The 22,823-nt window shown below is 49.7% G+C and carries 20 protein-coding genes; 2 read left to right on the top strand and 18 right to left on the bottom strand.

Annotation, left to right across the window (positions count from 1 at the left end):
- Positions 1 to 21 precede the first annotated feature (21 nt).
- The 18 genes from VE954_RS00750 to VE954_RS00665 all read right to left on the bottom strand — a co-directional run bounded on the left by VE954_RS00750 (position 22) and on the right by VE954_RS00665 (position 20,015).
- Positions 22 to 585: a hypothetical protein gene (locus tag VE954_RS00750; RefSeq protein WP_324948620.1), complete on the bottom strand. Its 564-nt coding sequence runs from the start codon at positions 583 to 585 to the stop codon at positions 22 to 24.
- A gap of 419 nt (positions 586 to 1,004) precedes the next feature.
- Positions 1,005 to 2,789, bottom strand: a complete 1,785-nt coding sequence (locus tag VE954_RS00745; protein WP_324948618.1) for a TNT domain-containing protein — start codon at positions 2,787 to 2,789, stop codon at positions 1,005 to 1,007.
- A 25-nt stretch (positions 2,790 to 2,814) separates the two neighbouring features.
- Positions 2,815 to 4,182, bottom strand: coding sequence for a hypothetical protein (locus tag VE954_RS00740; RefSeq protein ID WP_324948616.1), 1,368 nt, complete (start codon positions 4,180 to 4,182; stop codon positions 2,815 to 2,817).
- A 63-nt stretch (positions 4,183 to 4,245) separates the two neighbouring features.
- Positions 4,246 to 5,124 (bottom strand): hypothetical protein, encoded by an 879-nt coding sequence (locus tag VE954_RS00735; RefSeq protein ID WP_324948614.1) that lies wholly within the window; start codon positions 5,122 to 5,124, stop codon positions 4,246 to 4,248.
- Between the two features lie 14 nt (positions 5,125 to 5,138).
- On the bottom strand, positions 5,139 to 5,771 hold the full coding sequence (locus tag VE954_RS00730; RefSeq protein ID WP_324948612.1) for a hypothetical protein: 633 nt from the start codon (positions 5,769 to 5,771) through the stop codon (positions 5,139 to 5,141).
- Between the two features lie 1,155 nt (positions 5,772 to 6,926).
- On the bottom strand, positions 6,927 to 7,898 hold the full coding sequence (locus VE954_RS00725) for a hypothetical protein (protein WP_324948610.1): 972 nt from the start codon (positions 7,896 to 7,898) through the stop codon (positions 6,927 to 6,929).
- Between the two features lie 106 nt (positions 7,899 to 8,004).
- On the bottom strand, positions 8,005 to 9,504 hold the full coding sequence (locus tag VE954_RS00720) for a hypothetical protein (RefSeq protein ID WP_324948608.1): 1,500 nt from the start codon (positions 9,502 to 9,504) through the stop codon (positions 8,005 to 8,007).
- A 282-nt stretch (positions 9,505 to 9,786) separates the two neighbouring features.
- The gene (locus VE954_RS00715; protein WP_324948606.1) at positions 9,787 to 11,124 is read right to left on the bottom strand and encodes a hypothetical protein; all 1,338 of its coding nucleotides are present in this window, start codon (positions 11,122 to 11,124) and stop codon (positions 9,787 to 9,789) included.
- Position 11,125: 1 nt separating this feature from the next.
- Positions 11,126 to 11,395: a hypothetical protein gene (locus tag VE954_RS00710; protein ID WP_324948604.1), complete on the bottom strand. Its 270-nt coding sequence runs from the start codon at positions 11,393 to 11,395 to the stop codon at positions 11,126 to 11,128.
- Between the two features lie 25 nt (positions 11,396 to 11,420).
- The gene (locus VE954_RS00705) at positions 11,421 to 13,922 is read right to left on the bottom strand and encodes a hypothetical protein (protein WP_324948602.1); all 2,502 of its coding nucleotides are present in this window, start codon (positions 13,920 to 13,922) and stop codon (positions 11,421 to 11,423) included.
- A gap of 253 nt (positions 13,923 to 14,175) precedes the next feature.
- Positions 14,176 to 14,580 (bottom strand): hypothetical protein, encoded by a 405-nt coding sequence (locus tag VE954_RS00700; RefSeq protein ID WP_324948600.1) that lies wholly within the window; start codon positions 14,578 to 14,580, stop codon positions 14,176 to 14,178.
- Positions 14,581 to 14,592: 12 nt separating this feature from the next.
- Positions 14,593 to 15,762 (bottom strand): TraB/VirB10 family protein, encoded by a 1,170-nt coding sequence (locus VE954_RS00695; protein WP_324948598.1) that lies wholly within the window; start codon positions 15,760 to 15,762, stop codon positions 14,593 to 14,595.
- Positions 15,759 to 16,619 carry a hypothetical protein gene (locus tag VE954_RS00690; protein ID WP_324948597.1) on the bottom strand — a complete coding sequence of 287 codons (861 nt, stop codon included), beginning with the start codon at positions 16,617 to 16,619 and terminating at the stop codon, positions 15,759 to 15,761. Before VE954_RS00690 ends, VE954_RS00695 begins: the two co-directional genes overlap by 4 nt.
- A complete protein-coding gene (locus tag VE954_RS00685) occupies positions 16,616 to 17,365 on the bottom strand; it encodes a hypothetical protein (RefSeq protein ID WP_324948595.1) in 750 nt (249 codons plus the stop codon). The genes VE954_RS00690 and VE954_RS00685 overlap by 4 nt, the downstream gene beginning before the upstream one ends.
- Positions 17,366 to 17,375: 10 nt before the next feature.
- Complete coding sequence (locus tag VE954_RS00680) at positions 17,376 to 17,642, bottom strand: hypothetical protein (RefSeq protein ID WP_324948593.1); 267 nt, start codon at positions 17,640 to 17,642, stop codon at positions 17,376 to 17,378.
- Between the two features lie 70 nt (positions 17,643 to 17,712).
- Positions 17,713 to 18,078 carry a hypothetical protein gene (locus tag VE954_RS00675; protein ID WP_324948591.1) on the bottom strand — a complete coding sequence of 122 codons (366 nt, stop codon included), beginning with the start codon at positions 18,076 to 18,078 and terminating at the stop codon, positions 17,713 to 17,715.
- Between the two features lie 70 nt (positions 18,079 to 18,148).
- On the bottom strand, positions 18,149 to 18,946 hold the full coding sequence (locus VE954_RS00670) for a hypothetical protein (protein ID WP_324948589.1): 798 nt from the start codon (positions 18,944 to 18,946) through the stop codon (positions 18,149 to 18,151).
- Entirely contained in the window at positions 18,918 to 20,015 is a 1,098-nt protein-coding gene (locus tag VE954_RS00665; RefSeq protein ID WP_324948587.1) for a GspE/PulE family protein, read from the bottom strand. Before VE954_RS00665 ends, VE954_RS00670 begins: the two co-directional genes overlap by 29 nt.
- A 1,504-nt stretch (positions 20,016 to 21,519) precedes the next feature.
- Between VE954_RS00665 and VE954_RS00660 the strand changes: the two genes are divergently transcribed.
- Both VE954_RS00660 and VE954_RS44035 read left to right on the top strand, forming a co-directional pair.
- The gene (locus VE954_RS00660; protein WP_324948585.1) at positions 21,520 to 22,014 is read left to right on the top strand and encodes a hypothetical protein; all 495 of its coding nucleotides are present in this window, start codon (positions 21,520 to 21,522) and stop codon (positions 22,012 to 22,014) included.
- A complete protein-coding gene (locus VE954_RS44035; protein ID WP_414698957.1) occupies positions 22,014 to 22,505 on the top strand; it encodes a M23 family metallopeptidase in 492 nt (163 codons plus the stop codon). Before VE954_RS00660 ends, VE954_RS44035 begins: the two co-directional genes overlap by 1 nt.
- The last annotated feature ends 318 nt before the right edge of the window (positions 22,506 to 22,823 follow it).

Raw genomic sequence — 22,823 nt, 5'->3', positions numbered from 1 at the left:
CGCCTCAAAGACGCCTCCACGTCATTGGATAATCGCAGGTTTCCCTACAGACACCACATCGGCAACCAGCACATCACCAAGCTCAACGTCAAATCCGTATACGTCGAGATTAACCTTGATCTCCTCGGAGCAAAGAACATCAGCTGGAATTACAATTGCTGGATGGAAGGTAGGCGCAAGTTCGTCGTCATCTGTCAGAAGAATCACTTTGCTCTTTGTTATAACAGAGCTTCCACAATTGGCGGATAAAAACGACCCTTTAATACCTGCGAAACTTGTCACTTTCAATGGCTTGATTGTCAAGGAAATCACTTTCGCAGCACTCCTGGCCAAGCCCGCATCCGCAGCCGGAAGGGTGAAAAGTGAAAAAGTCTTTTTTATCTTCACAGGCTCACTTCGGTCTGATCCTGTAGGCACAGGAGTAGCCGTGGGGGTGGGAACCGGATTGGAACCGGACGTTTCATCTTGTGGAGCTACTGCTTGAGGAACCACCTCTGGAACAATAGGATCCGTCTTCGACGATTTTGAATCCGAACAGCTAATAAAAATCACAGCGATACCTAGGAGAAAAGAGCTTTTGTTCATGATTGTAGAAATCCTATGGTCCGAAGGAGAAAATCGCTAGATAGCATAGTGCGTTCACTATTGCTTGATCGAAATTGCTGAACCCTCCGGCTGTTCCCTGGTTAACAGCGGCATTTAGATAACCTTGGCCCTTGTCAGATAAATCTGCAAGTGCCTTCGGTGATAACCTCGTTTCGCAACATTCAAGGAATTAGCCTTGGGAATTTTCACGAAATATTTTGATTTCCTTTTCCCGCTTTATCGATACACGACCATAGTCGACATCTATAAAAATATTCCCACATTTGCATCCCATCGAAACATCAGGATGGCTAGGTATTGAGATACCACAGATCGTGCATTCATAGAACAAATCCCGACCTGTGGGATATCCCTTGGACGCATCGAAATTCAAATACTCCTTCACAGATACTCCTTTGTCAGTTCACTTCTCTCAATATGCCCCAATTGATTAGATCCTGGACAGTGAAATCAAGTTCATATTGGATTCCACCGCCGGGTTCACCAAACCATGGCGATGCCCTGCCGGCATCAACTCCGATTGGTTCCAAAACTTCGTAAGTATGAAGTGGTTTCGACGCAGCCGAAGGAGGAAGGGCTCGCTGCTCAAAAGGTGTCCCAGCAGGTGATACGAACGTGCCATGCGGTTCGCCGTATCTATCCAGCAGGGTCCCCTTAGTAAGCCTATCACGCATTGATGGCCCATCAAATCCTCGATTTGGAGGCCACTTGATGTTACCTAGGTTATCAGTCCAAACATGATCAAAAGAATCAGCAACGGACTTGTAACCTTGAGCCTCACCTTCTACAGCGATATTCTCTGCACGTTTGATAGTGTTATTTATCGTAGCAATTTCGCCTGCAGACTTCCCATGTGAAACTACGTCTTTTGTCACCTTCAATGAGTTCTTGAAGCTTAAAACACTAGATACAATCGCAGTACCAGCGGGAACAAAAGCAAGGCCAACGTTTACCAGCGCCATATCCCTCTGAAAGGGTGATAGTGATTGGCCGGTCCAGATACTTTTCCCGGTTTTATATTCGTACCAGTTTTTGGTGAGGATTACCGCCTCAAGCCCAATCGCCACTATGAGACCTGGCGGCCCAAATGAAATCGCAACAATCGGGGCAAGATTGATTGCTGCATCAACTAGCGAATAGGCAAGTCTAAGCCCTGCATCTCCCGATGCAGAATTGCCTTTCGCATAATTGAAGTCAGCAGAATTCACAACCTCCTGACTATTCTCTAGCAGCTGCTTTGCTACAGCCTTGCCTTCGTTGGTTTCCGGAGATGATTCGACAGTGCGTCGACCGAAATCAACATAGCTCTGTGCACGGCGCACCGCGATTCCTTCAACGGATTCCGGAGATGTGTTATAGTTAGGCCTGGGAACAGGCTTGTCAATTGAAGGGATCTTTTGTAAGGAACTTGTCCCGGTAGCGTCTCTTTTTTTCTTAAGATCGTCGAGTTGCTTCCGAAATGCATTGCTATCGGCGATGGCCTTTTTTTCTATTTCATCACTGACCTGTTGACCCAGCTCGGCATTTTTAGTTTTCAATGTGGTCTGCAGATCTGCCATGGCATTCCGAGAGTCAGTTGCCGTCTGCTTTGAAGCGTTCACTGCCTGAGTAAAAAGGCCGCCAAGAGAACTTAGTCCGGCTGCTGGATCAGCTCCGACGGACGGTGCAGTCGGCATCACAATGGCAGGCAATGCTGGCGCCTCAATGTCAACCACCGATGGGGGCAAAGATTGAGGAATTTGTGGGCCATTCTGAGTCCCAAAAACGCCTTCCAGGAGCCAATTCGGCCCATAACGATCGAAAATTTTTGATAGGTCCTGCGTTCCTGGATCATTGTTCGGAGTTAATCTCGGCGATGGGATGGAACCAGCACCGTTGTTTTGAGGAAACAAGGCCACGGTCGTTCCGTTGGGATCAGGCGTAAAGTTGGGCCAGTTGATCGGATTGGTGCAGCCGCCGGAACCATCTACACATGGCAGGTTTTCATCTGACGGCGTGTTCCAAACGATCGGTACGTAGGGACCGCCAGTTTCCGGATCAACGCCTTGCGGCATTGGATCAAACATCGGATCATCACTGATATTTTCGCCTTCAGATGCGGGTTCGTCGTGCAAAACGGCAACAGGCTCCTGCCCACAGCCAAGTAAGAAAAGAAGTCCAAGCAATATAATTTTTTTATTCATGGTCGATGAATTTCCTAAAGCTCGTTCACTTGTTGCAGATGGACACTGTCTCTTTATACAAATAAGACGCCTTGTCAAAGGCATCGACACTTTTGATTCCCGCTGAACTATCGACGAAACTTTGAGACAACTTCCGGCATTTTTGACTGGACGTAGCAAGAGAAGCCCGTCTGTTGGCAGCCTGAACCTGCAGTGCCAGCAGGCCCTGCCACCCTTTGCTGGTAATGGAGCTTATCCCTCGATCGATAGAAGCAATGTTAGCGTCAATGTTTTTATAAGCCTGGGAAACAGCTGGACCATTGTTCTTCTCAAAGAGCTTCAAGCTCTCTTTGAATTCGACGGCTTCTTCACGCAGAGATTTTAGGATTCGCAAGGGTTCGGAGTGAAAATAATACCTGGTATGCAGATTTCCGGCCAGTCCATTGACGGACGATCTAGTCCACCAATCAGCGTATTGCCAGACAATCTGTTCAACAGCTAGATCGCCGTTCAAATCGTTCATTGCCTGTTCAATTTTGATTCCCACAGAATCAGCATATTTTTTATAGACGAGATAACGCCAGTTGAAATAGGCAGCGTTATATAGTTTGCTCGTGATTCGACGCTCAGCTCTGGCATCACCACGATATCGATTGATCAAAGTATAGACGTCATTTTCTTTTAGGCTATAGCTGGCACGCTCGCTCGGCAGGTATTTGGCGCAATCAAACCCACGCTGAACGACAGCGGTCCTCGCATCCAGGGTTGCCAGTTGTCCCGCGAGTCTCCCGAGCAGAACATTAAGCTGTCGTTCCAGACTGGCCAGCTCTTGAATCATCGACTGAATTGACTGCATATCCTGCATGAGAAATTTGTTAACCAGCTTTGCGTCATCTTTTGTGGAGACGTTCTTAATTTTATCCTGCATCTGATTTGAGAGAACATCAATATGCCGCCGAATATCTGCATTCTTGGTCGCCATCGCAAGAAAAGCCTGATGAATCGGAACGTCGACCATGGAGCTGACTATCGAATTAAAACTCTGCTGACGCAGCAGCTCTGTCTCTTTGCAGCGATTTTGTCGTGCACTTTCGCAGTTTTTCCACGCCAGGTTCAAGATCTGATCACCTTCATCCTGCCACCACACATGAAGTTCATCACTCAATTTGCGATCCAACGGGTTACCCCCGTGGTGCTCGATATAAGAGTGGATTCGGCATGCATGGTCCGGGTTATAGGGGTTTGGTATTTCGCAGCCGGGTCCCAGCCAGGGTTTTTCTTTGAGGTTGCAGGTGCAGTTTTCGTCCACGTCGAAGAAGCCTATGGGTTTGTCTCTACATTCCGCGGCAGCGATTCCCGCCTGCGAAAACAAAGCAAACGACATTATAAGGGCAACCCTCAGGAATATTCTCATGCTGTCTCCAAATGAGATCGTCGGTCGATAAGTTGAACAGCCCCCACAGGGGCATTTGCTGGATCAGGATGGAGTCATCTTCTGCTGCTGTGCAGTGATCTCATCATCGAGTTCTTTTCTGGTCCTTTCGGCATCGATCCGAAGAGCACTGGAAAGGTCCTCGATACGATCACGTATTTCAACCAGTCGGGAAATTGCGTCATCATACCATTGGCGAATCTGAGTGTACTGGGTATAGGCCAGGCAGAAGGGAGAGACGTCTTCACTATTGGCCTCGCAGAATTCCACGCTTTTCGCCAGAGCACCTTGGGCCGCGATGGGGCAGACCGTGGTCTCGTCATCGTAGCTGCCATATTCTTTGTCAAAAAGCAAAATAAGCTCGTCGACAATACCCTTCATCAAATCATCACCTTCATAGAACTTGATCAGGCAGAATAGTGAATCTTTAGACTGAGCCAGGTTGGAAAGCGTACCGACAATTCGAATCAGCGCCGCTGATTTTGCGGATCTTAATAGATTGATACCTTCAAGCGATAGGCCTTCGTTAACCAGTTTGATGTCGAGCGGCAGCTCCTCGATAGTCAAGCCTGGGGATACGAAGGAAACCTTTACCGAACCTGCAGTACAGGTTGTTGGTGTGACCTCAGCATCAACCACCAATTTTTTTGTTTTATTAAATTGGCTTTGGTCGAAGAATAGAGAAGTTTGCGCCAGGATTGTATCATCACAGCTGATGGATACAGCGATTGGTTTACGGGACGCTATCAGCGCTGAGTCCACCTTCGTCACAGTAAAAGTTTTGGTGGCCTGCACCTGGAATGTATGATTCGCGTCAACTTTGGCCTTATACTCATAATCCCTCGTCTCCGAAAAAAGAGCGTCCGTATGTGTGAGAGAAAGCGAGATAAGGGTTACAAGTCCCAGAAGATCCCTTAATTTCATAAGCGTGTCCTTCATTAAGGAGTGGTAATTTCAAAGAGGCGAACGTCTACTTCACAAAGATCCTGGCTTCTGAAAAGCACGGTCAGATCCCCTTTGCATTGAGACAGATCCACGTCCATGAAGTCAGATTGATTTATTTCACCCGTTCCTGTTGAAGAATAGTAAAAAGTTGGGCCAGGAAAATTTGGACCGTTATATCCACAACTTATGTTTAAGTATCCTTGTGGCCACAACGTTGAAGACCAAGGGCACATCTTATATGAAAGCTTGATATCGTAGCCAACTTGTACGATGGGACTCTCGCCTTCGATTGACTCTTTGATCTCGGCCAAGGTGAAAAGAGCTTTTTTTCCGTTGTCTGATGCTTTTGATCCCAAATAGAAGTCAACAGCTGCACCACTTTGTAGTGGAATAGTGCTATAGTTCGGCACGCAGTTAGGATCGGTGAGAGGAATGTAGAGTTTACTGCCGTCAGCTTTAAGGCAATCACCCTCAAATGGATACGTTATAGGCTCCAGTCCATTGGGGTCGCATGCACTGCCAAAACATGAATAAGGTTCCAAACGAATACTGCCAGCATACAGGTTTTCTGAACCGATGATCAGGGTCAGAAGCATTCCTGTTTTCGAAAGACTAAACACAGTCATGATTTTTCCTTTTACTAGTTTATCGATTTCAGTGAAGGTTTCCGCCCCTCGTCAATCCTGCGTTGAACACCTCGTCTACATCGCGTAAGGCTGAATTGTCTATGGATTTCGATTACCTGAAAACGATTATTTGATGGGGATTTTAGGAGGTTCAGATCGGCTTACTCTTCTCGACAGATGGGCTGTCTTTTTGGAAAGGGATTCAGGACGGAAGATGAGCAGGTCTCGGAAATAATGCAAAAAAGTTGACCCAGGACGCGAGGCTTATCTCAAAGGAAAACCTCAACATCCTAAGGATGTGAGGCGATGAAACCACTACCTGCACGACTAAACCTAACAGCGTGTTCGTCCTGCGACTTAACCCGCGATGATATTGTTGTTCATGGAAGATTTTTCAAGATCAGTGTGTAAATCGCTTTAGGGGTAAAAAATTCAGGTGCCGACCGTCTACGATCAGCACCCTCCAATGTCCTTTTCATCATCGATGGCTATCTCTAAAATAAAGGTTTTTCATTCCTCCATCAAAAAGACTTTGCATCTTCGCTTTCAGGGAAGATCGGGTCGCCAACCCAGCTTAGTATTTTTGAGCGGCAAGCAACAGGAAGATCAACCCAGACCTGGGTTATTTGGATCCACAAGGAGTACAGGTGGTAATCAGCATGATTATTTCGCGGTATTCATATCATATTGTTTTTATTAAGATTTAATTAAGGTTGCATCAAAATCGATATTTGCAAAAATTGTATGGATGAGCACTTGTACTCTTATGGTCTTCTGGATTCACGAGGAGCCGCGCTCTACCGCTTTTTTAAAGACACTCTGTGCAATCCCCTTCCACTTGCTGAGCTTAATTATCAAAGCCAACCGGCGATTGCGCTCGCCAGGACGAAGTGATTCAGGCATCAAAACTGTGGCCAGAAATTGATCCTGTTTTCCCCTGGAGATATTCAATCTCGACATTGTGTGTGCCCTGTCCGTCAATTGACGGGCGGGGCGAATTGTCAGCCTGAAACCCTCGCCCACTGTTTTTCCACTCCCTGCAAAGCTGATTTGGATAAGGTTGTAAAAGGAGAAGAGTGGATTTTTGTGTCCTTTGCCTGGAGCTGAATACAACCCCCTACTCTATGTGCAGTTTATATCAACTCGTACGCGCCCTTAGTCGTCAGTTCTATCCTCGTTATTTGCTGAAAAACGTATGTCACTCACATACCTTTGATTTGCAGGACTTAAGTGAAGGCTATTTCCCATCTCTCTGCGAGTGAAATCGATACCTTTGTCATAGGAAATAATAATGAGAGATTTACCGGTTTTTCGAGCTATTTCTGAATTAGTTCCCCACTCCTCAAAACCAGGTTCCAACGCGAGGGCTTCCATGGTAACTGGAAGAGGCAGGGTCTTTCCGTTGACGATCACAGCGCCTCGAAACTGCCAGTTATGAGCAACGCTATATACGTCATCTCTTGTAGCGTAGTGGCCATAGAGAAAGGTTGTCTTGACTCCGAAACCTTTTACATCATCGGTGCCCTTCTCAGTGAAAATTGAGGGGGCTATGACCCATGGATAGTTTGAAGACACATCAAGAGGGCTTAAGCCGGGCCAGACCACGGGAGCTGGTGCATAACTTTCGGGAATGTTGCCTGGGGTTCTACATCTGATCGTCGCGAAGTCCACATACCCGCCATTCAAATCCACATTGTACGGCAGATGGCAATCGTGCGTTGGAGAGTCATATTTCTCATCGATCCAGCCAGCTATCTGAACTGGAAGCTTTGAACCCAGAGCCAGGGTAAACTCGGAATCCTGGTCTACAAGCTTGACGGAAGCATTGTCGAGATTAATGGTCACAGAGTCCCAGCATCTATCAGCATGGAAAATCTGACCTTCGCTGCAGGCATTAAGAGTGTCGCCGGCCTTGAGAAATGATGGCCATTGGCCAGCTTTCAGGGGCTTAAGGGATTTGACGTCCCGGACGTCCTGGTAATAGGAGGTTTCGTCAGTGGTTTGTTGATTGCCAATTGGGCTATCTGCAGGAGGACTGACCCCTGGGTCGTTGCTTCCGCCACCGCCACCACCGCATCCAGCAAAAGAAAGACTTACGACCGCAGGTACAAGTTTCGCGTAATTCATGGCAACTCCTTCCATAGTGTTGTTCCGAACTCAAAAAGTTATACGGGATCCTTGCAAAGGAAAATGGGCAAGCCTTGTCTGCCAGGTGATTGCCCAGTAAGTGGAATTATGAATCCGGGCGTGGCGCCGGCAGCATTGGCCGCGCTGGAGCAGTCAGTTGCTGAGGCCCCGAAGCCTCAGGAACCCCAGCTGGATAAAGTCGAGCCGGCCGCTGACGGACCATCCATGTTCCGTCGTCCCACGCAGCAGAGTCCATCCCCATGGATCGGCTATATGCCAGCTGGCTGCCGCTACCGCCCGAGACCTGGAGAGCACCGCCAGAGCCTCCGGATGGGCCACCAGATGACGAAGCCGAGGCAGCAGGGCCAGATGCAGAGGCTCCGCCGCCCAACGATTGGTTCTGCCCGGAACCGGCCCGGTATTGTGCGTATGCATACTGGGTGGCGAGGGTGGACGCAAGACCACCAATTCTTGAAAGGGTCATTGCGCCGAGACGACCTGTCAGATTCATCATGGGATTAAACATTCGGATGCCGCCGACCATGAAAACCATGAAAGTGCCCATTTCAAATGCAAGGTAAACGGTTTGAACATGCGCGAGTTGTTCCCTCATCACATTCACGCCGCTCAGAAGTAGAGGGTCCGACGCAAAGTTGTCGAGGGCCCGGGAGTAGTTGGATTTATTCGTAAAGTATTCGGCGATTTTGTACCCGAGCACAGCAAAGGGCTGATACAGCGATACCGTGGCAATCGCGGTGATCCAGGCGAAAAAATACTTCGTCACTCCAAAGCCCATAAGAAGGACAGCAAATACGAAGAGGATGGCCAGCAAACCATGGATCCAGCCGCGGGCTGCAGGTATAAGAGACGATATCTGATTGAACTTCTGCGCAGCCTCTGCTTTGAGACCTGTCGAGTGCGGATCGCTCATGAATGCTTCAAGCATATACATGAAACCTGATGATACGGGACCTTCCGCAAAGTCCTCGACCACGCGGTCGTTTCCATCCGAGAAAGTGGCCAGGGGATTTTTGAGCGAATTGGTGGCTGTGAAGCCAGCGCGGTCTTTGGCATAATTCATGATGGCATTGGCCACCAGAACGTTTTTCACGGTGGACGTATCATGCTGAAGCATCGCTTTCATCTTTTCCACGATGCCAGGCTTATATACGGTCAGAAGATTGTCGCCAAAGGTACCAAGGGAACCCTGAAACGCGCTCCAGTTTTCCGCACATCCCGGTTTATTAAGGTCGAACAACTCGACCATGGACACGTCCTTGCTCAGAACCTTGCCCGTACGTGTATCGGCACATTCACGCATCAGAGCGTCAAGTCTGGATGCGGTTTCCGTCCCCTCCAGTCCTGCTGCTGCCATCGAGCCCTTGGATAGTTGCTTTACGAGGAACATCGGGTCGTTTATCAGATTGGGGTCGGAAAAAGCCGATGAGATGGACCGGGTAATCGCAGCGGATATCTGTGAGAATGCCCCTTGGATTTGGGCATACCAGTAAAGGCCGTCTGAGCCATTAACAAGGGTGGACCGATAAGTGCTGTTGCGCACCACGCCAGGCTTCGAAGCCCATTCGGTTTTTGACGCTGTGGACATGTATCTTAGGCCGCCACTGGCACTGCCAAGGAAAGTTACAGCCACGCAGATCAGAGCAAGGTGGCGTCCAATTTGAGCCAGTCCCTGGGAGGTGGATGCTTGATGGAACCCAACTTTTGAGAAGTGGACAACAAGGGTCAAAGTAAAAGCTACAAACATGCCTCCGGCAACCACTGGCGTCCCAACAAATATTGAAGCTGCGGCCTTCTGAACCTGGAGACAAAGGGCAATTATATGCCCTTCGATCGGTGTGGATGTATAGATTTCAGGTACCATGGCACATTACTCCGAGCAGGTGATGTCTGAGTCGCATTCTTCATACGAGTCAGTCCGAAGTGAATCCATTGAGATCTCACCGCGACTAAGGGATTTGGCTGCCAGGCGCCGATCCTGTCTCTGCTTTTTGGCGAGTATCGCTATAAGGCGCCTTAATTCATCAACTGACTTGACCTGTTCCGTAGCTGCGGATTCGCGCATGGCCGGGAACACCTGATTGATTCGCTGCTCATATGTCTGCCTCAGCTCTGCAGGAATCAGAGGATTTTGAATTGCTTTGATTGCCAAAGCCTCGCCCTCTTTCGCAGCCAGGAGCATCGCTTCCTTGCCAAGAGACCGACCAAGGGACTGGCATGCATGGGCCCTGTCCGGCGTATCGAGATCGAATAGGTTGTCATGGTCAGTCTTGTCTATCTTGGCTTGGGTGACTTCGACAAGCTTCCTTTCGTTGTATCTTTCGTCGTCGGTGGAGGCTGAGAAGGTGTAGCTTCCATTAATGATATTGCTCAGCTTGTTCCGATCGCAGGCAATCGCAGCTCCTTTGCCAAAAAGATTGCTGGCCAGCGTCGATGTCTTTTGTGATCCTTTCGGAAAAACAGGGACGCTTTTGCCGCCTGATAGAATTTTCGTCTCTCCCATGACGGATGAAAGAAAGGCATAGTTCTCCTGCCCTATTGCGTTGCCCGTGGATTCACCCGAAGCATTCATGGCAGCTTCCAGGAAGTTCTGCGGATTCGTGGTAAATGTCTCCTTCAGCCAGGCGTTTGCAATGTCGATGTACTTGCCGCCTGGCGGATTTGCTTCGCATCCGCTGACCGCTTTGGCCAGACTCTTGCCGCCATTTACAGCGCTCGAAATGCAGTCCTGCATTGACCTCTTTCTTCCATCAATTTCGCCTTTTTCCGCAGTTGATGTAACGTAGTCGTCGATTGACTTACATGTGTCAGTCAGGAGCCTGAGTTCCTGGTCGAGACGAAGATTAAGGTTTTTGATTTCAGCGCAGCCTGTGGGGCTGGTATAGCACAGAGCCAGCATCGGCGCGGCGGGCAGAAGGTTTTTGAACTGCTTCTTCAGCTCACCCGGGAGCTGGTTGACCTGATCAAGGATCTCCTGAAAGTTGGTATCAAACCGGATATTGCCGCATTTCAGCTTTGAGCGAACGCCAGCTTGAAAGTTCACACCCATGTTCTGAGCTTTCCCAGCCGGGTACGACTTCATCTTGCCAAGAATGGCAATAACCTCATCGGAGCTATACGCCCGCTCCGTACCACGGTACTCGACGCCCTTCTCTGCCAGGGCAGTCGAGCAAACAATTGTCGAGAGCAATATTGCTGCAAACCGCATGTCAGTCCTCCTCACGGGATTCCTTGTCAGCCTCGTTTTCGACTTTCACCTTCGTTATCTGACCCGCCGAGAAGTTGCGCTCGATCCGGAATGATAAGCCATCTGCAATAATGCCTGGCCGCTCCAATTCCGTGTAAAGATCGACGTCAACAGTCCGCGTATGCTGACGGGCCCAGTGGTTCTGAAGCTTCGCGCCGTGGATCGGCAAACCTGACTCAACGACTGCAGGCTGTGAAAGGACCATCGATATCAATGCCTGTTTAATACACATGTCAGACCTTTCATGAAGTTCGAAGTTAAGATCCAAAGAGACCCTTGTCGGTGACAACTGCAAGTTCCTCGTCAGTCATTGGGCGTAGGTCCCCGTTAGCCCTTCTGAATCCACCTGGAGCCGCTTTAGCCAGCCACCAGAGCGCGTGCCGATAACTGCCAAGCTTTTGATAGACCTTCTCGAAGGCTTCCTTTTCGGTGGGTTTGCTTGCGGCAAGCCAATAATCGAAACCTGTTGGAGCATAGGTGAAGGTGCCGCAACCGCTCTCCGACAGGAAAAGGCCTTGGGAATAGACGCCATCTTTTTTGCTCAGTGTCCTGACAAGCGAACCAATACCCTCCTCAGGAAATAGTTTCGGATCACCTGACTTTGGGTCGTCCATAACTGCCGCATCGATCTCATTGACTTCCATTGGAAGGATTACTTTGGTTTTGCTGACCTTCCATATGGTTCTGGGCGCGGGCTTGTATTTAAAGTCTTCCACTTCGTTCGTAAGTCCAACGCATACGATGTCGAGCTTTCTAAAGGTCTTCCAGGCTGCTCTAATAAATTTGACAAGTTCCGGGCTATTCTCACCAATAACACCAGCTTCCTCAATTGTGAGACGGCCACCCTTGCCTCTGTTTTCCGGCCTTTTTATTTGTCGCAATACTTCTGCGATACAAATAAGGGAAACCAGTGTCGAGAGGATCGTATCCTCTGTAACTCCCTGGAGGTCATAAATTGTCACCGACGGTGTCGGAGGGTCCTCCACTTCAAACGCCATTTGGTCGAATAGCGCAGCATATTGCCCCTGCCCGTAGAACGGAGAAAGCTTTGAACGGAGCCAGGCGGCAAGGTCACCAGTCAGCTCCAACTCGTTACAGACATCCGTGAACTTGTCCACGACATCTGTCAGTCTAGGGACCAATGCTTTTCCACGTTCTTTTTTAATCTGCAATGAGCCTTCGGCAAATTCGGTGCCAGCGTCGATCGTGTTGTCGCCAAAGGCCTTTTGTACTGCCATTTTGAGAATAAGCGAATGCTCACTTGTCAGCTGAACGCCAGGACTGCCAAGAGTGATCGCTGTTCTAAGTATGCTGACGATAAGAGCAATACGTTCTTTATCGGCCTTGCCAATAAAAACGTTGTGGTAGGTTTCTGGTGGTCGTACAAGTAGATGTCCCGTCGTTCCCTCTCCAAAAACCTTTGCTGCAACCTCATAAGACGTTAAGTTGTCGATGATGAAATCCAGACTGTCAGGTCTCAAAGCTTTTTCAGCAGTCATATAGTTCGCGTAGTAAAAACTTTTGCCCCCACCGGTTGAGGCAAGGATGGCAATATGCGGCGAAGTCTGACAATCCCGGGAACACAGATAAATCGGGCTTCCTGATCTGCTCAGCATCAGTTGGCTTTTGGTCTGTGTTCCCAGGAACCCTCCGAGGATGGGCATGTATGACCCGACCTCAAGAGACATTACACTGCGAGCGCGGACGATGAATTTGTCTGACTGTGGCCCATAAGCGAGGGGCATACAGAGGAAATAGATAGGGGGCAACGCCTCTCGTTCGACAATGAATGGGATCCTTGAGCGGCTTTCAATAAACCCTTTCACCCTCAGTATATGCCGTTTTTGCACGTAATTTTCCAAAGTGCAATTTTTCGAGCGGACGAAAACGTGGAGGGAGGCAGTGATCAATACCTCGTTGTATGCGATACGGGCCTTTACATTTTGTATTTCGTCGCGCTGCCTGACGCCAAGTGCGTCCTGCGCAAACTTTGTTTGAGATTCTCGCCATTCCAGCGCGGATTCGCCTGGATGGTTTGAAAGATTAAGGACGACCCTCATTGGCTCTGGAATGGCCAGAAGTTCGGCGAGCATGCCTGGATATTCCATGGGTGACTTTTGTGTCCAACTCATGCCCTGAACCACGTCAGAGCTGGTTTGGTCGGTTCCAAACTGCATTGCCGAAGGCGAAAAGCGAATAAAATCCTGAAGCAGTTGGCCAGATAAACTTTCGGTTGGGTTTGGCAGAATATCCATAGACGGCTGCTGAAAACTGCTTAACGGATGAATTGATTCTCTCAGGAGCCTGAGAAGGGGCTGCTTTCTGAGCCTTTTAAATGGAGTCTCAGCGTTGAAGAGAATGTCCTCGACGCCATTAACAAGAGTCCGGAATTCGTCGACGGTGTCCAGGAATCTATTCTGGAAGAGCTTAAGTGTGTCATGCTCGCTACTGAACATGCCTGGTGGAGAGCGATCCAGGCCTGCACGGTCTTTGCTTTGGAGTCTTACCGTTAAAAACGTGGCGCGTTTGCTGCAGATGAGGCTCTCGTGACCTTCCGTGAGGCTCTGGATCGCTTTGATTCGTTCGCACATCACAAGCTGCGCTGTGGTTTTCGGGTCCGCAACGTAGTCTGGCTGCGCGAAGTCTGGATTTGGGTTTGAGTCATAGATTACCTGTATCGTCACCCGAGGATCGCGGACGAGTTCATAAAGAGGTCGAAGGCTATCGAGCTGCTGACGGATTTGGGATTCGCCAAGCACTTCATGAGGAGTCTGCGCGAGCTGCCAAATGCCTCCGATGCTCCCGTCCTGGAGAAGAATATATGTCATATCCTTATCTTCATGGAACGCTTCGTAAGGCAGAAGCTCCCTAACCGACTTTGGCTGGGCCATCGCATAGGAAGGGGCAGACATCGGCTTCAATTTGTCCAGGATCCTGCCTGGGATTTTTTTTGCCAGCTGTAGCATCATGACTTCCTTCAATTAAGCGTAAAGAGTTTCTTGGGTAGCGGCTTCATTTTTTGGTTGAGGCGCTTTGATGCTTCTTTTTCGTGCCCAGCTCCGGCGTCTCGGGGGAAGTAAGTGGAGCGCCGCCTGGGTCGAATTCGTCCAGCCATCGACCTGGTTCGACTTCGACAAAGATCCAGGTACCCTGCATTTTTACGCCATCTGCCAGAGTCATATCAGACAGCCAAACCTTTTCAATAAGTGGAGGCAGTCGCATAGGCATCTCCGGAGACCGCGGAATACTGGAGTTGGTCCGGAGACCTGAAAGGTCTGTCCTAATGCCTTTGTCCGAAGTGTCCTGAGATGGAGGCAGCATACCGGCCCTGCGATCCAATTCATAAGACGTTGGCGCCCGGGTCAGACAGCCGGTGGCCACGAAGGTCGCTGTAAGAATAGGAAGTATCTTATACATCTCTTAAACCTCTCAGTTAGCTGTCAAAGCTGGGATAGGAACACTGTCAAGCATCACAATCCAAACATCCCTGCCGGAACCGATGGCTATGGATGGAACCAATTGTCTTGCATAGTCGAGATACCACTGAGCGATCATGCCTCCGGCCTCACTTGCAGCCCGACCGAGAATGAATTCCTGCTTGTTCTTGATAGCCTCTGACGTTGCAACAGCGCCAAACCCCCCGCTAACAACTTCTTTGCTGGTATTGGCGAGAGCAACAGCTTCACCTGCACCTTTTGCAAGACTTGCAATAACAGCGGCACCGAGAACCTGCCCTTGACGGGAAATGAGCTCGCCAGCAAGGCCGAATGTCGAATCTTCGCCAGCAAGGTATCCAGTTGCTTTCCTTTTGACGGCTTCACCATTGTCCCGGACGCAGGAGATTTCCTGGGTTTCTCCGAGCACTCGCTCTGTACTGAGATTTGCTCTGGCTTTGGCGATCATAAAGCAGTGCGAGAGGTCGATGCGGGTCTTATTAGGACCAACGAAGGCATGATCAAGTTGGAGCAGGATCGGATAAGGCTCGAGCATGTTGGCTTCAACTCCAGTCATGACCTTGGCTTTAACATAAGACCCAAGTGGGATAACCGTGGTTGCATAATCGGCGGCTTGAGTCTGGCTGTCCTGAGCGGGCATCGAGGAGACGGCAAAGACCAGGGGTTTCGACGAAAATTGGCCGGCAGTCTGACCGGCACTACTGGTGCCGATTCCAACAACCTTCCTGGGTCTTGCAGTCTTTTGACGTGGTTTGGGTGATGCGGCCTGGTTTTGCGGATTCCCGTTTTGTTCTCCAGAGTCCGGTGACAGTGCAGAAGCTGTCCCGAACGAAATTTGCTTTCTGACTTCGTCAAAAATGGATTCTGTGCTGGCCTTGTCCCCTCCCTGGGCAATGGCTGGCGGCGAAGCTGGTTGCGAGGTTTGGCTTCCTTCCCTCAACGCACTAAGTTGTGCCTCCAGTTCCCTGGCCTTTTTCTCAGACTCCAGGAACTTTTTCTTGTATTCGCTGTCAACTCTATATGCAGCCGTCGGACTGGTCGCATCCTTGCGAACTACTGTCTTTTCTGGTTGAGGCAACGGGTTTCCACTCTGGGCCATCACCGGGCTTGAAAGAAGTGTAAGAACGATCAGTTCCGTTCTCATTGTGTTCCCCCGCCTTGAAAGTTGGAGTGGGCGTCAAGCGTATAGGGCATTCCGAGTCTTTCATTGCTGCCGAGCTTGACTGAGGATGACCCTGACCCGTTTACAACCATGCGCAGCGCCGTAAGACAGCCCGTACCTCGAGGGTCTGAACTGTTGTTCCTTGAACAAGGCTCGAGCGTTTCGTGATCAAGCTGTGTAAGAATCGCTCTGTTCGGAACACCAATAGTTAGGACTGTCGGGTTAACCACCATTGTCTTGCCTGTCGCATTGGTGAGCGTAAAGACGTAGCCAGTCAAGCCATGCAGCTGATAAGTGCGGACAAGTTTGATTTTCAGGTCAGGGTATCTATCAAGTTTGAGGCTCATATCGACGATTTTTCGCGAGCCAGTATCTTCATCCCGAAGCATTGACAGCAGTAGCGATCTTTCTGCGGTGAGGAAGCCACTGTCTTTCTTTGCGATATTGGTGCTTGAGGAACCGCGAGGGGCCCACTTGATGTCATAGAATGAATCCGCCGTGTTGCCAGGACTTAGATGCACAGTAACTGTTCTGTCATCGGCGAGGATAAATGTGATTTTTTCTGCAACTCCGCTTTTTGCTGGCTTAATAACAAAAGCCCGAACGTCGGACTGCGTCTGCGCCTGGCCTTCAACCGGGGCAGTGGCAGGGGTGGCCAGCGGCTCAACATAGTGACCTTTTGCAGGTGTTACAATCTTAACGAACGTTGGGAGCTGTATGGTTACACCGTCGGGCGAGACCGGAACAGTTATCTCCTGGCCATCTATCACAGAAAGGGTGGCTCCTAAAGCTGGAGCAGACATCATGACTGGTAATAGAAAGTTTATTAAGCGATTCATTGGGTCCTCGTGGCGTCTTCAAGTTTGGCTTTCGCGACCTGTTCGGATCTGTATTCCTGCACTGTACGCCTTTTGATGTCAGTGATTTCAAACATCCAGGGCCTGTCAGGCATGATGCGAGTTGTTCGGAACGTGATTGTTGCGATCTCGTCGCCTTCCTGTATTTTCTGTGGGCCGGAATACCGCTCAGCGTGCCCTTTCACATCCACGACATAAACTGGAACCCCAGACTCGTGCTCCTTCTTTAGATCGTATTTCGTAGGAGTCTCGGGAATAAAAATCTCGGTAGCCAGAAGCTCCTTATACAGTGGAAGTTTTTGTTTAACCTCAAGCGTCACTGTTTCCTTGAATGAGGGATTCATGTATTGAGAAATTCGCTCTATCCGCTGCTCTACATTTGCATAATTGAACGTTCCCATCGATTCAGCAATGTACTCTGCAAACATGAAAACCGTATTGTCAGGCACGAGGCCCGGACGCACTCGCATGAAGTCGACTGCGCCCGGAATTATGATGAAGTCTTTATCAACGATGCTTGAGGCGAGGCGCTGATACCGGTTTTCCTGGTACCCGATAACGCCAGCAGAGAGTACGAAGACCGCCAACAGTATGCCTTTTAGCATTCTGAGGCGGTCGCTATATATCGCGTGGGTAGCTACAAATGGAGGAAGAATGGCAAAGTCATCCGCACCCGCTGTTTTTTTAACTGGCTTGAGATTTTTTAGTTTTTTCAGGATTGACTTCATAAACCACCCTTTAAGGTCCACGCACTTCGTAGGCTTTTCGGAAGCTGAACAGTTTCTGCGTGGCACGTTCACGTTTTTTTGTATCAAGTCCTAATGCCCAGGCTTTATGTATTAGCCAGCCTTTGGGCAGCTTCCTCCTGTAAAGAGGCAGTAAGTAGCCGGCAATCAGACTAAGAAAGAGGCCCTTGAAAGGGGCCTCAAAAAACAAAGCGGATACAGCCAAAAATGAAGCTGCAAACAGCAGCTCCGGTAAGGTGCGTCCCATGAAAATGATCACAGGCTCATCAATCAGGGGATTTGTTGGTGTCCTGCGAAAGCTGCGATATTTGTCATAAGACTCGTGCATGTTATTGCCCCATTTTCGCGGCGTTCTGAACAAGCACAGGCACGATGATCATGAGTCCTCCACAAACAAGAGCGATAGTACCCGGCATGGCGTTGCGCATGGCCAGCTGATATATCCCAAAGATGATGAGCAGAGTGCCGCCAACTGGTGCAGCGTAACGAACTGCCAGGGTTTGGATGGTTTTGAATAGGTTTGTGATGGCACTGAATTCCGACGATTTGTCGGTGCCTCCGACGGCAATACCGCAATCCTCACCGGTACAGGTACTTGTGGTCTGCGCCAAAGCCAGTGGGGCTGAGACTGTCAGGCTGAGCGTAAAAAGAAGTGCTATGGCTGCAAAAACTCGTTTGAACATCGAATGATACATTGAAATCCTCCTTTAAGTCGGTATTACATACGGGATTTATACAGACTATATATCCATAATGCAATAAAGTCTACAAACCTATATCTACTATATCGTAAATATCGGATATTGTTATAAATCCTTCTCTATTGAACGTCTGGTTCTCGTACGAAAAGATCCATGAGGGAGTGGCTGAAATCGGGTGTTCGGAGCGAAGTTTGTCTGTGTAGGGCACTGATCCTTTATGAAGAGGAGGCTCAATTTTATAGTCGAGTTGTACAGCGATTACCCGTGCTCCCATCTTTCTGAGCTGCTCCACGACTCCGACACTTCGCTGGCAGTGTGGGCACGTGGTCTGGTAGAAGTAAATCAGATCAAGCTTTCGCAGATCCAACTCACGCCGTGGTCTGGTCGGCTGTGGATTCGGGGATTGGGACGATGGTTTGGGTCTGCCTTCAGATACCCGCTCATCGAGGGCTGATTGTACCCTCGCTGCCACCTCCCCTTTCTTATTGAGCCAGGTGATATATTGGTTCACGTTCTCAGGAGTAGGATTTGACGCCACCTCCCGGAATGGCCTTGGCGGCGCCCAGTCGCCACCATCATCCCAAAAGAAGATGCTCTTTGGATCCGAGTAGTCAGACCAATTAAATGGCCTCGTATCGTTTGCACGGATTGCAGACGTTGCAATCGTGACTTTTTCGGCCTCCTTGGAATCCGGTGTTCTGCCTGTTTCCTTTGGTTTTTGGAGTTCTGGCTTTAGCGGCCGTGCCATGGGGCGCGGGCCTTCCTTCCAATAGTCCAGATCAGTTCCACCAAAGAAACTTTGAGCATTGGCCAGAGTTGCGGCCATTGCAAAACTACATAATGCCGCGAGCAGTTTTTGCATCGATTTGCCCTTCCAATAGCAGTTTTTGTGCTTCTTCAGACAGGCTGCCGTGAGCCCTTAGCTCGTAAGTGCCAGCCTTGCGTTCACCTGTAATCCATTCGAAGAGGAGTGTTCTTCCTTTATAACCATCCACGCACATTTCGCATCCTGGGGCATATTTGATATGCGCATCCTTGCCAAAGAGTCTTGAGTAGTGCTCAGACTCCATGGGATCGTCCTGCACGCAGTTTCTGCAGAGATTTGGCAGAAGTCGCTGCGCACTGGCAAACAGAAGGCTGGAGACAAGAGCATCCTTGCTGACCCCTAAGCCGGCTAATTTGCCTGTGATTTCTTCCGCTGAATTTGCGTGAACTGTGGAAAGAACAAGATGGCCTGTGGAGGCAGCATGCATGGCTGCTTCTGCCGTTTCCTCGTCCCGGATTTCACCGATCAATATAACGTCGGGATCCTGGCGCAAGAGTGATCGAAGAACCTGAGCAAAGGAGAGTGATCCAGGGCGGACCTGAGTTTGATTAAGATAAGGGAGAGTATATTCAATTGGATCCTCGATCGTGTGGACGCTATTCTGAACGCGGTCTATAGCGCCCAGAGCTGAGTATAAAAGTGTCGATTTTCCGGATCCTGTTGGGCCTGAAACCAGGATAAGCCCCTGCCAGCGTGCAAGGGCATTGTACAGATGCTGCCTGGCTTCTTCATGCAGGTTGTAGGTTTCGAGACTAAAGTCCTTGTTGCGTTCGAGCAGTCTCAGTACGATTTTTTCCCCATTCATTGTGGGGCAAAGTGAGGCGCGAAAATCGATTTCGGGAATCGATGGAATCCTGAATCTTTGATCCTGAGGCAGCCCTGAAACCCCCATATCAAACTGGGAAGTCTTCTTTATGACCTCCGAGAGCCTTGCCATGTAACTGAGCTCGGATTCGCGCCGGATAATGCGCATGATTCCGTCAACTCTGATCCTTACAATGATCTCTGCTCCGTAGGGCTCAATGTGAATATCAGATGCGCCGTGTGAATAGGCCTCGCGCAGGATATCGAGAAAGTATTCCTGAAAAGGATTTTGTGTGCTCATGGCATACCATCCAAACGATTTGCCACCCTGCAAGCATTGATACGTACGGCTCGGCCAGCGGTAATATCTGCCTGAATCGCTCCCCATTTGGCCGCCTCCTGGCAGCTTGTTTTTCGCTTCCAGACGGCAAACACCACCACCGATCTCCCTTTCCGGTCTGTGTTTGTGTCAGAAAAAGGCAGCGGCACTGGGGCTCCAGTGAGTCGATCCTTTAAGAGTTCGTTTGGAAGTATGTTCGTTGGCCTTGTTAGACCCCCAGGGGTAAAACACCTGGGGCTTTCCACAGGGGGCCAAATAATTTGCCATTTGTCGTCAGCAGCAATCGAAACCCCGGTAGGCTGGTGCTCTGCAGTCAACGAAAGGGTCCGCCAGGCTACCTGCTGACTCGAGGAAAAGAGATCAGAAGATTGGGTCCAGCCCGTTCTCGGCAATACTGGGCCCAAGGTTCCCATGCACTGACGGGCTGGGTCCAGCGCTGTTGGACCAGTGAGGGATCCAGCCTGCTGAGCCCAGACTGGTAACGGAACAGCACAACCTGCGGCACTGGTTGGGAACTGTCCGCCTGGGATCGGGATTTGAGATACTGCGCCCACGGCAGCACCTATTTCCGCCGCTGCTCCTTGGATTGGGGCGCCGGCGCCGCAAAGGAGGACATTGGCTGGAGCCCAAAGAGCTGCAATCTTTCTATCCCCACTGGTAAACGTATCGTTCCATGTTTCAGGACTGAACTCGGAAATGCCGCGATAGCAGGCAGGAATATTGGTGGAATCGGCTGAACCAAAAGTAAATGACCAGCCTGTTGCCGCGTAGGGTACATCGAGCACGCGCCCGAACATCAAGGACGCATCAGTTTGATTTTGATCTCCGGTCACGCTCACCATGGACTTGGCTGGTGATATATCCTTGAGGGATCTTGTCCAATGCTGTTCAGCCAATCTAATGTGAGCTGCAAGCGCAGCTGTGTCGACACCGGTCGCAAAGATTGATGAGCCAACCCTGAACGAAACTTCCACAATGTAGGCCGGATACCACGCAGTAACACGGATTGCTGGCCTGGATGGCCAAGGCGGATTTGGCTTGCTGCATGAACCGATATTTCCAACCTTTACATCAAAGCATCCGGTCCCCTGGCCTCCCGGCCAGGACTCAGCAAGGAGCCTCTCCTTATAGAAAGTGCATCCATGGAATGGGCCGGCTGTTGCCTCTGAAGCCAGTAAACAAAGCAAAAACATCGGGTTATGAATTTTTTGCATGACCGTCCTCTTAAAAAGTGGATATTATCGGATATATTTATTGTATGTTATATAGTGTTGTATATATAAATCTATAGTTCCTGCTTTTGAGAGTATCGGCTAGCGCTTGAAGAGCAAGCTGGTACAGTAGGCCCCGTTGATTGGTGGTTGAAATGAAAGGGAACGTGAAAATGGCTCAAAGTAGGAGCAGGGAAGCAGCGTCGCCTGTCGAACGTTTGTCCAAATTTCTGCAGTCTCACAGGCCGGACGGGATGCCGATTGATGTGTTAGGTAGGTCGATAGGCGTGACAAACATGACTTTTCACAAGTACTGGCACGGCAAGTCCAAGGTCATACCGTTGGATTTCCTCCAAAAGGTATCGACGTACTTCAAAGTTCCGATTACGACGCTGGTTGCAGAAATAACGTCTGATGGAACTCCTAAGGAACTGCACGACGCGACAGATAGCAAAAAGCAATTTGCCTCACTGTATCGATATGTGAATGATAAAGCTTTCGACGGCATGGTGGAAAAGCTCGACAAGGCTTATGAGGGTAACCCGGCTTTTTTTGATAATGACATCGGCATGTGGTTTGTACAGTTTTTCGATGTGATCTTTTCCCTGGATACCAGCACTCTGTCTGATCTTGAGCTTTCAGCGCTCTCCGCGTATCAGAAAATCGATGATTCACTAAGCCAGGAGAAGGTTGATCGAATCAAACGTCTGTATGCCTTTAAAGTCAAGATGCTTGAAGGAAAGGTGTGATGAAAACGCTTCTGTGGGGAGTCGCAGTCTTAACCTGGAGCTGTTCGGGTTTCTCATCGGAGATCCTGGGGGATGGGCTTTGCCTTCCCCTGAAACTAGCGCCCGTGGGAGGGACAATTTCGAGCGATTATGGCCAGCCAAGAAAGGGAGGCGATACTCATAGGGGCATCGACATCTTTGCACCGATTGGCACTCCGATTCGGGCAATCGAGCGAGGAGTGGTGGTGCGATCTTCATTCAGTCAGGACTATGGCAATATAGTTGTTTTGGATCATGGCAAACAGTGGACCACGTGGCACGCGCACCTAAGTAGACCAGGTGTACGGGACGGTGAAATAGTAAGGAAGGGTCAGATCATAGGTTTCCTAGGCGACACCGGCAATGCCTCTGGCCCACACTTGCACCTAGAAGTGAGACGTGGCGGAAAACCATTGGACCCTTTTGCCACACACATTTCATGTCGTAGTTTACTGGCCCAAGGTCGAAAATAACTCGGAACGTGTACAAGGCAGGAAGCGAACTTGTGCGCTTCTTTTCTCGACTTCCACAATATAGGATGGGTCCAGCAGCCGGACAGCCTCCTGATACAATTGACGGTATTATTCGCTGGTGAATCTGCTCTTATTGACATGTAAAGTCATCCCAAATGTGCCTGGAAATTGGGGGGGTCGGCATGTCGGTTCGCCATTATAGTAGCCTGTCAACGAAGCTGCGCGCCTTGGCCTTGGTCGAAGAAGGACAACATTCCCTACGCGAGATCTCCGCCCAGCTGCGAATTCCCAAATCGACTCTGCACGATAATTTGCCAA

The sequence above is a fragment of the Oligoflexus sp. genome, from assembly GCF_035638955.1.
Classification (GTDB): Bacteria; Bdellovibrionota_B; Oligoflexia; order Oligoflexales; family Oligoflexaceae; genus Oligoflexus.
Note: the sequence above shows the minus strand (reverse complement) of the source record. Positions and strands in the feature narration are given on the sequence as shown.

What these genes read in the sequence shown, in the direction of transcription:
- VE954_RS00750 (WP_324948620.1), bottom strand. Translation starts at nt 585, where the DNA reads ATGAACAAAAGCTCTTTTCTCCTAGGTATCGCTGTGATTTTTATTAGC.
- VE954_RS00745 (WP_324948618.1), bottom strand. Translation starts at nt 2,789, where the DNA reads ATGAATAAAAAAATTATATTGCTTGGACTTCTTTTCTTACTTGGCTGT.
- VE954_RS00740 (WP_324948616.1), bottom strand. Translation starts at nt 4,182, where the DNA reads ATGAGAATATTCCTGAGGGTTGCCCTTATAATGTCGTTTGCTTTGTTT.
- VE954_RS00735 (WP_324948614.1), bottom strand. Translation starts at nt 5,124, where the DNA reads ATGAAATTAAGGGATCTTCTGGGACTTGTAACCCTTATCTCGCTTTCT.
- VE954_RS00730 (WP_324948612.1), bottom strand. Translation starts at nt 5,771, where the DNA reads ATGACTGTGTTTAGTCTTTCGAAAACAGGAATGCTTCTGACCCTGATC.
- VE954_RS00725 (WP_324948610.1), bottom strand. Translation starts at nt 7,898, where the DNA reads ATGAATTACGCGAAACTTGTACCTGCGGTCGTAAGTCTTTCTTTTGCT.
- VE954_RS00720 (WP_324948608.1), bottom strand. Translation starts at nt 9,504, where the DNA reads ATGTCCACAGCGTCAAAAACCGAATGGGCTTCGAAGCCTGGCGTGGTG.
- VE954_RS00715 (WP_324948606.1), bottom strand. Translation starts at nt 11,124, where the DNA reads ATGCGGTTTGCAGCAATATTGCTCTCGACAATTGTTTGCTCGACTGCC.
- VE954_RS00710 (WP_324948604.1), bottom strand. Translation starts at nt 11,395, where the DNA reads ATGTGTATTAAACAGGCATTGATATCGATGGTCCTTTCACAGCCTGCA.
- VE954_RS00700 (WP_324948600.1), bottom strand. Translation starts at nt 14,580, where the DNA reads ATGTATAAGATACTTCCTATTCTTACAGCGACCTTCGTGGCCACCGGC.
- VE954_RS00695 (WP_324948598.1), bottom strand. Translation starts at nt 15,762, where the DNA reads ATGAGAACGGAACTGATCGTTCTTACACTTCTTTCAAGCCCGGTGATG.
- VE954_RS00690 (WP_324948597.1), bottom strand. Translation starts at nt 16,619, where the DNA reads ATGAATCGCTTAATAAACTTTCTATTACCAGTCATGATGTCTGCTCCA.
- VE954_RS00685 (WP_324948595.1), bottom strand. Translation starts at nt 17,365, where the DNA reads ATGAAGTCAATCCTGAAAAAACTAAAAAATCTCAAGCCAGTTAAAAAA.
- VE954_RS00675 (WP_324948591.1), bottom strand. Translation starts at nt 18,078, where the DNA reads ATGTATCATTCGATGTTCAAACGAGTTTTTGCAGCCATAGCACTTCTT.
- VE954_RS00670 (WP_324948589.1), bottom strand. Translation starts at nt 18,946, where the DNA reads ATGCAAAAACTGCTCGCGGCATTATGTAGTTTTGCAATGGCCGCAACT.
- VE954_RS00665 (WP_324948587.1), bottom strand. Translation starts at nt 20,015, where the DNA reads ATGAGCACACAAAATCCTTTTCAGGAATACTTTCTCGATATCCTGCGC.
- VE954_RS00660 (WP_324948585.1), top strand. Translation starts at nt 21,520, where the DNA reads ATGCCGATTGATGTGTTAGGTAGGTCGATAGGCGTGACAAACATGACT.
- VE954_RS44035 (WP_414698957.1), top strand. Translation starts at nt 22,014, where the DNA reads ATGAAAACGCTTCTGTGGGGAGTCGCAGTCTTAACCTGGAGCTGTTCG.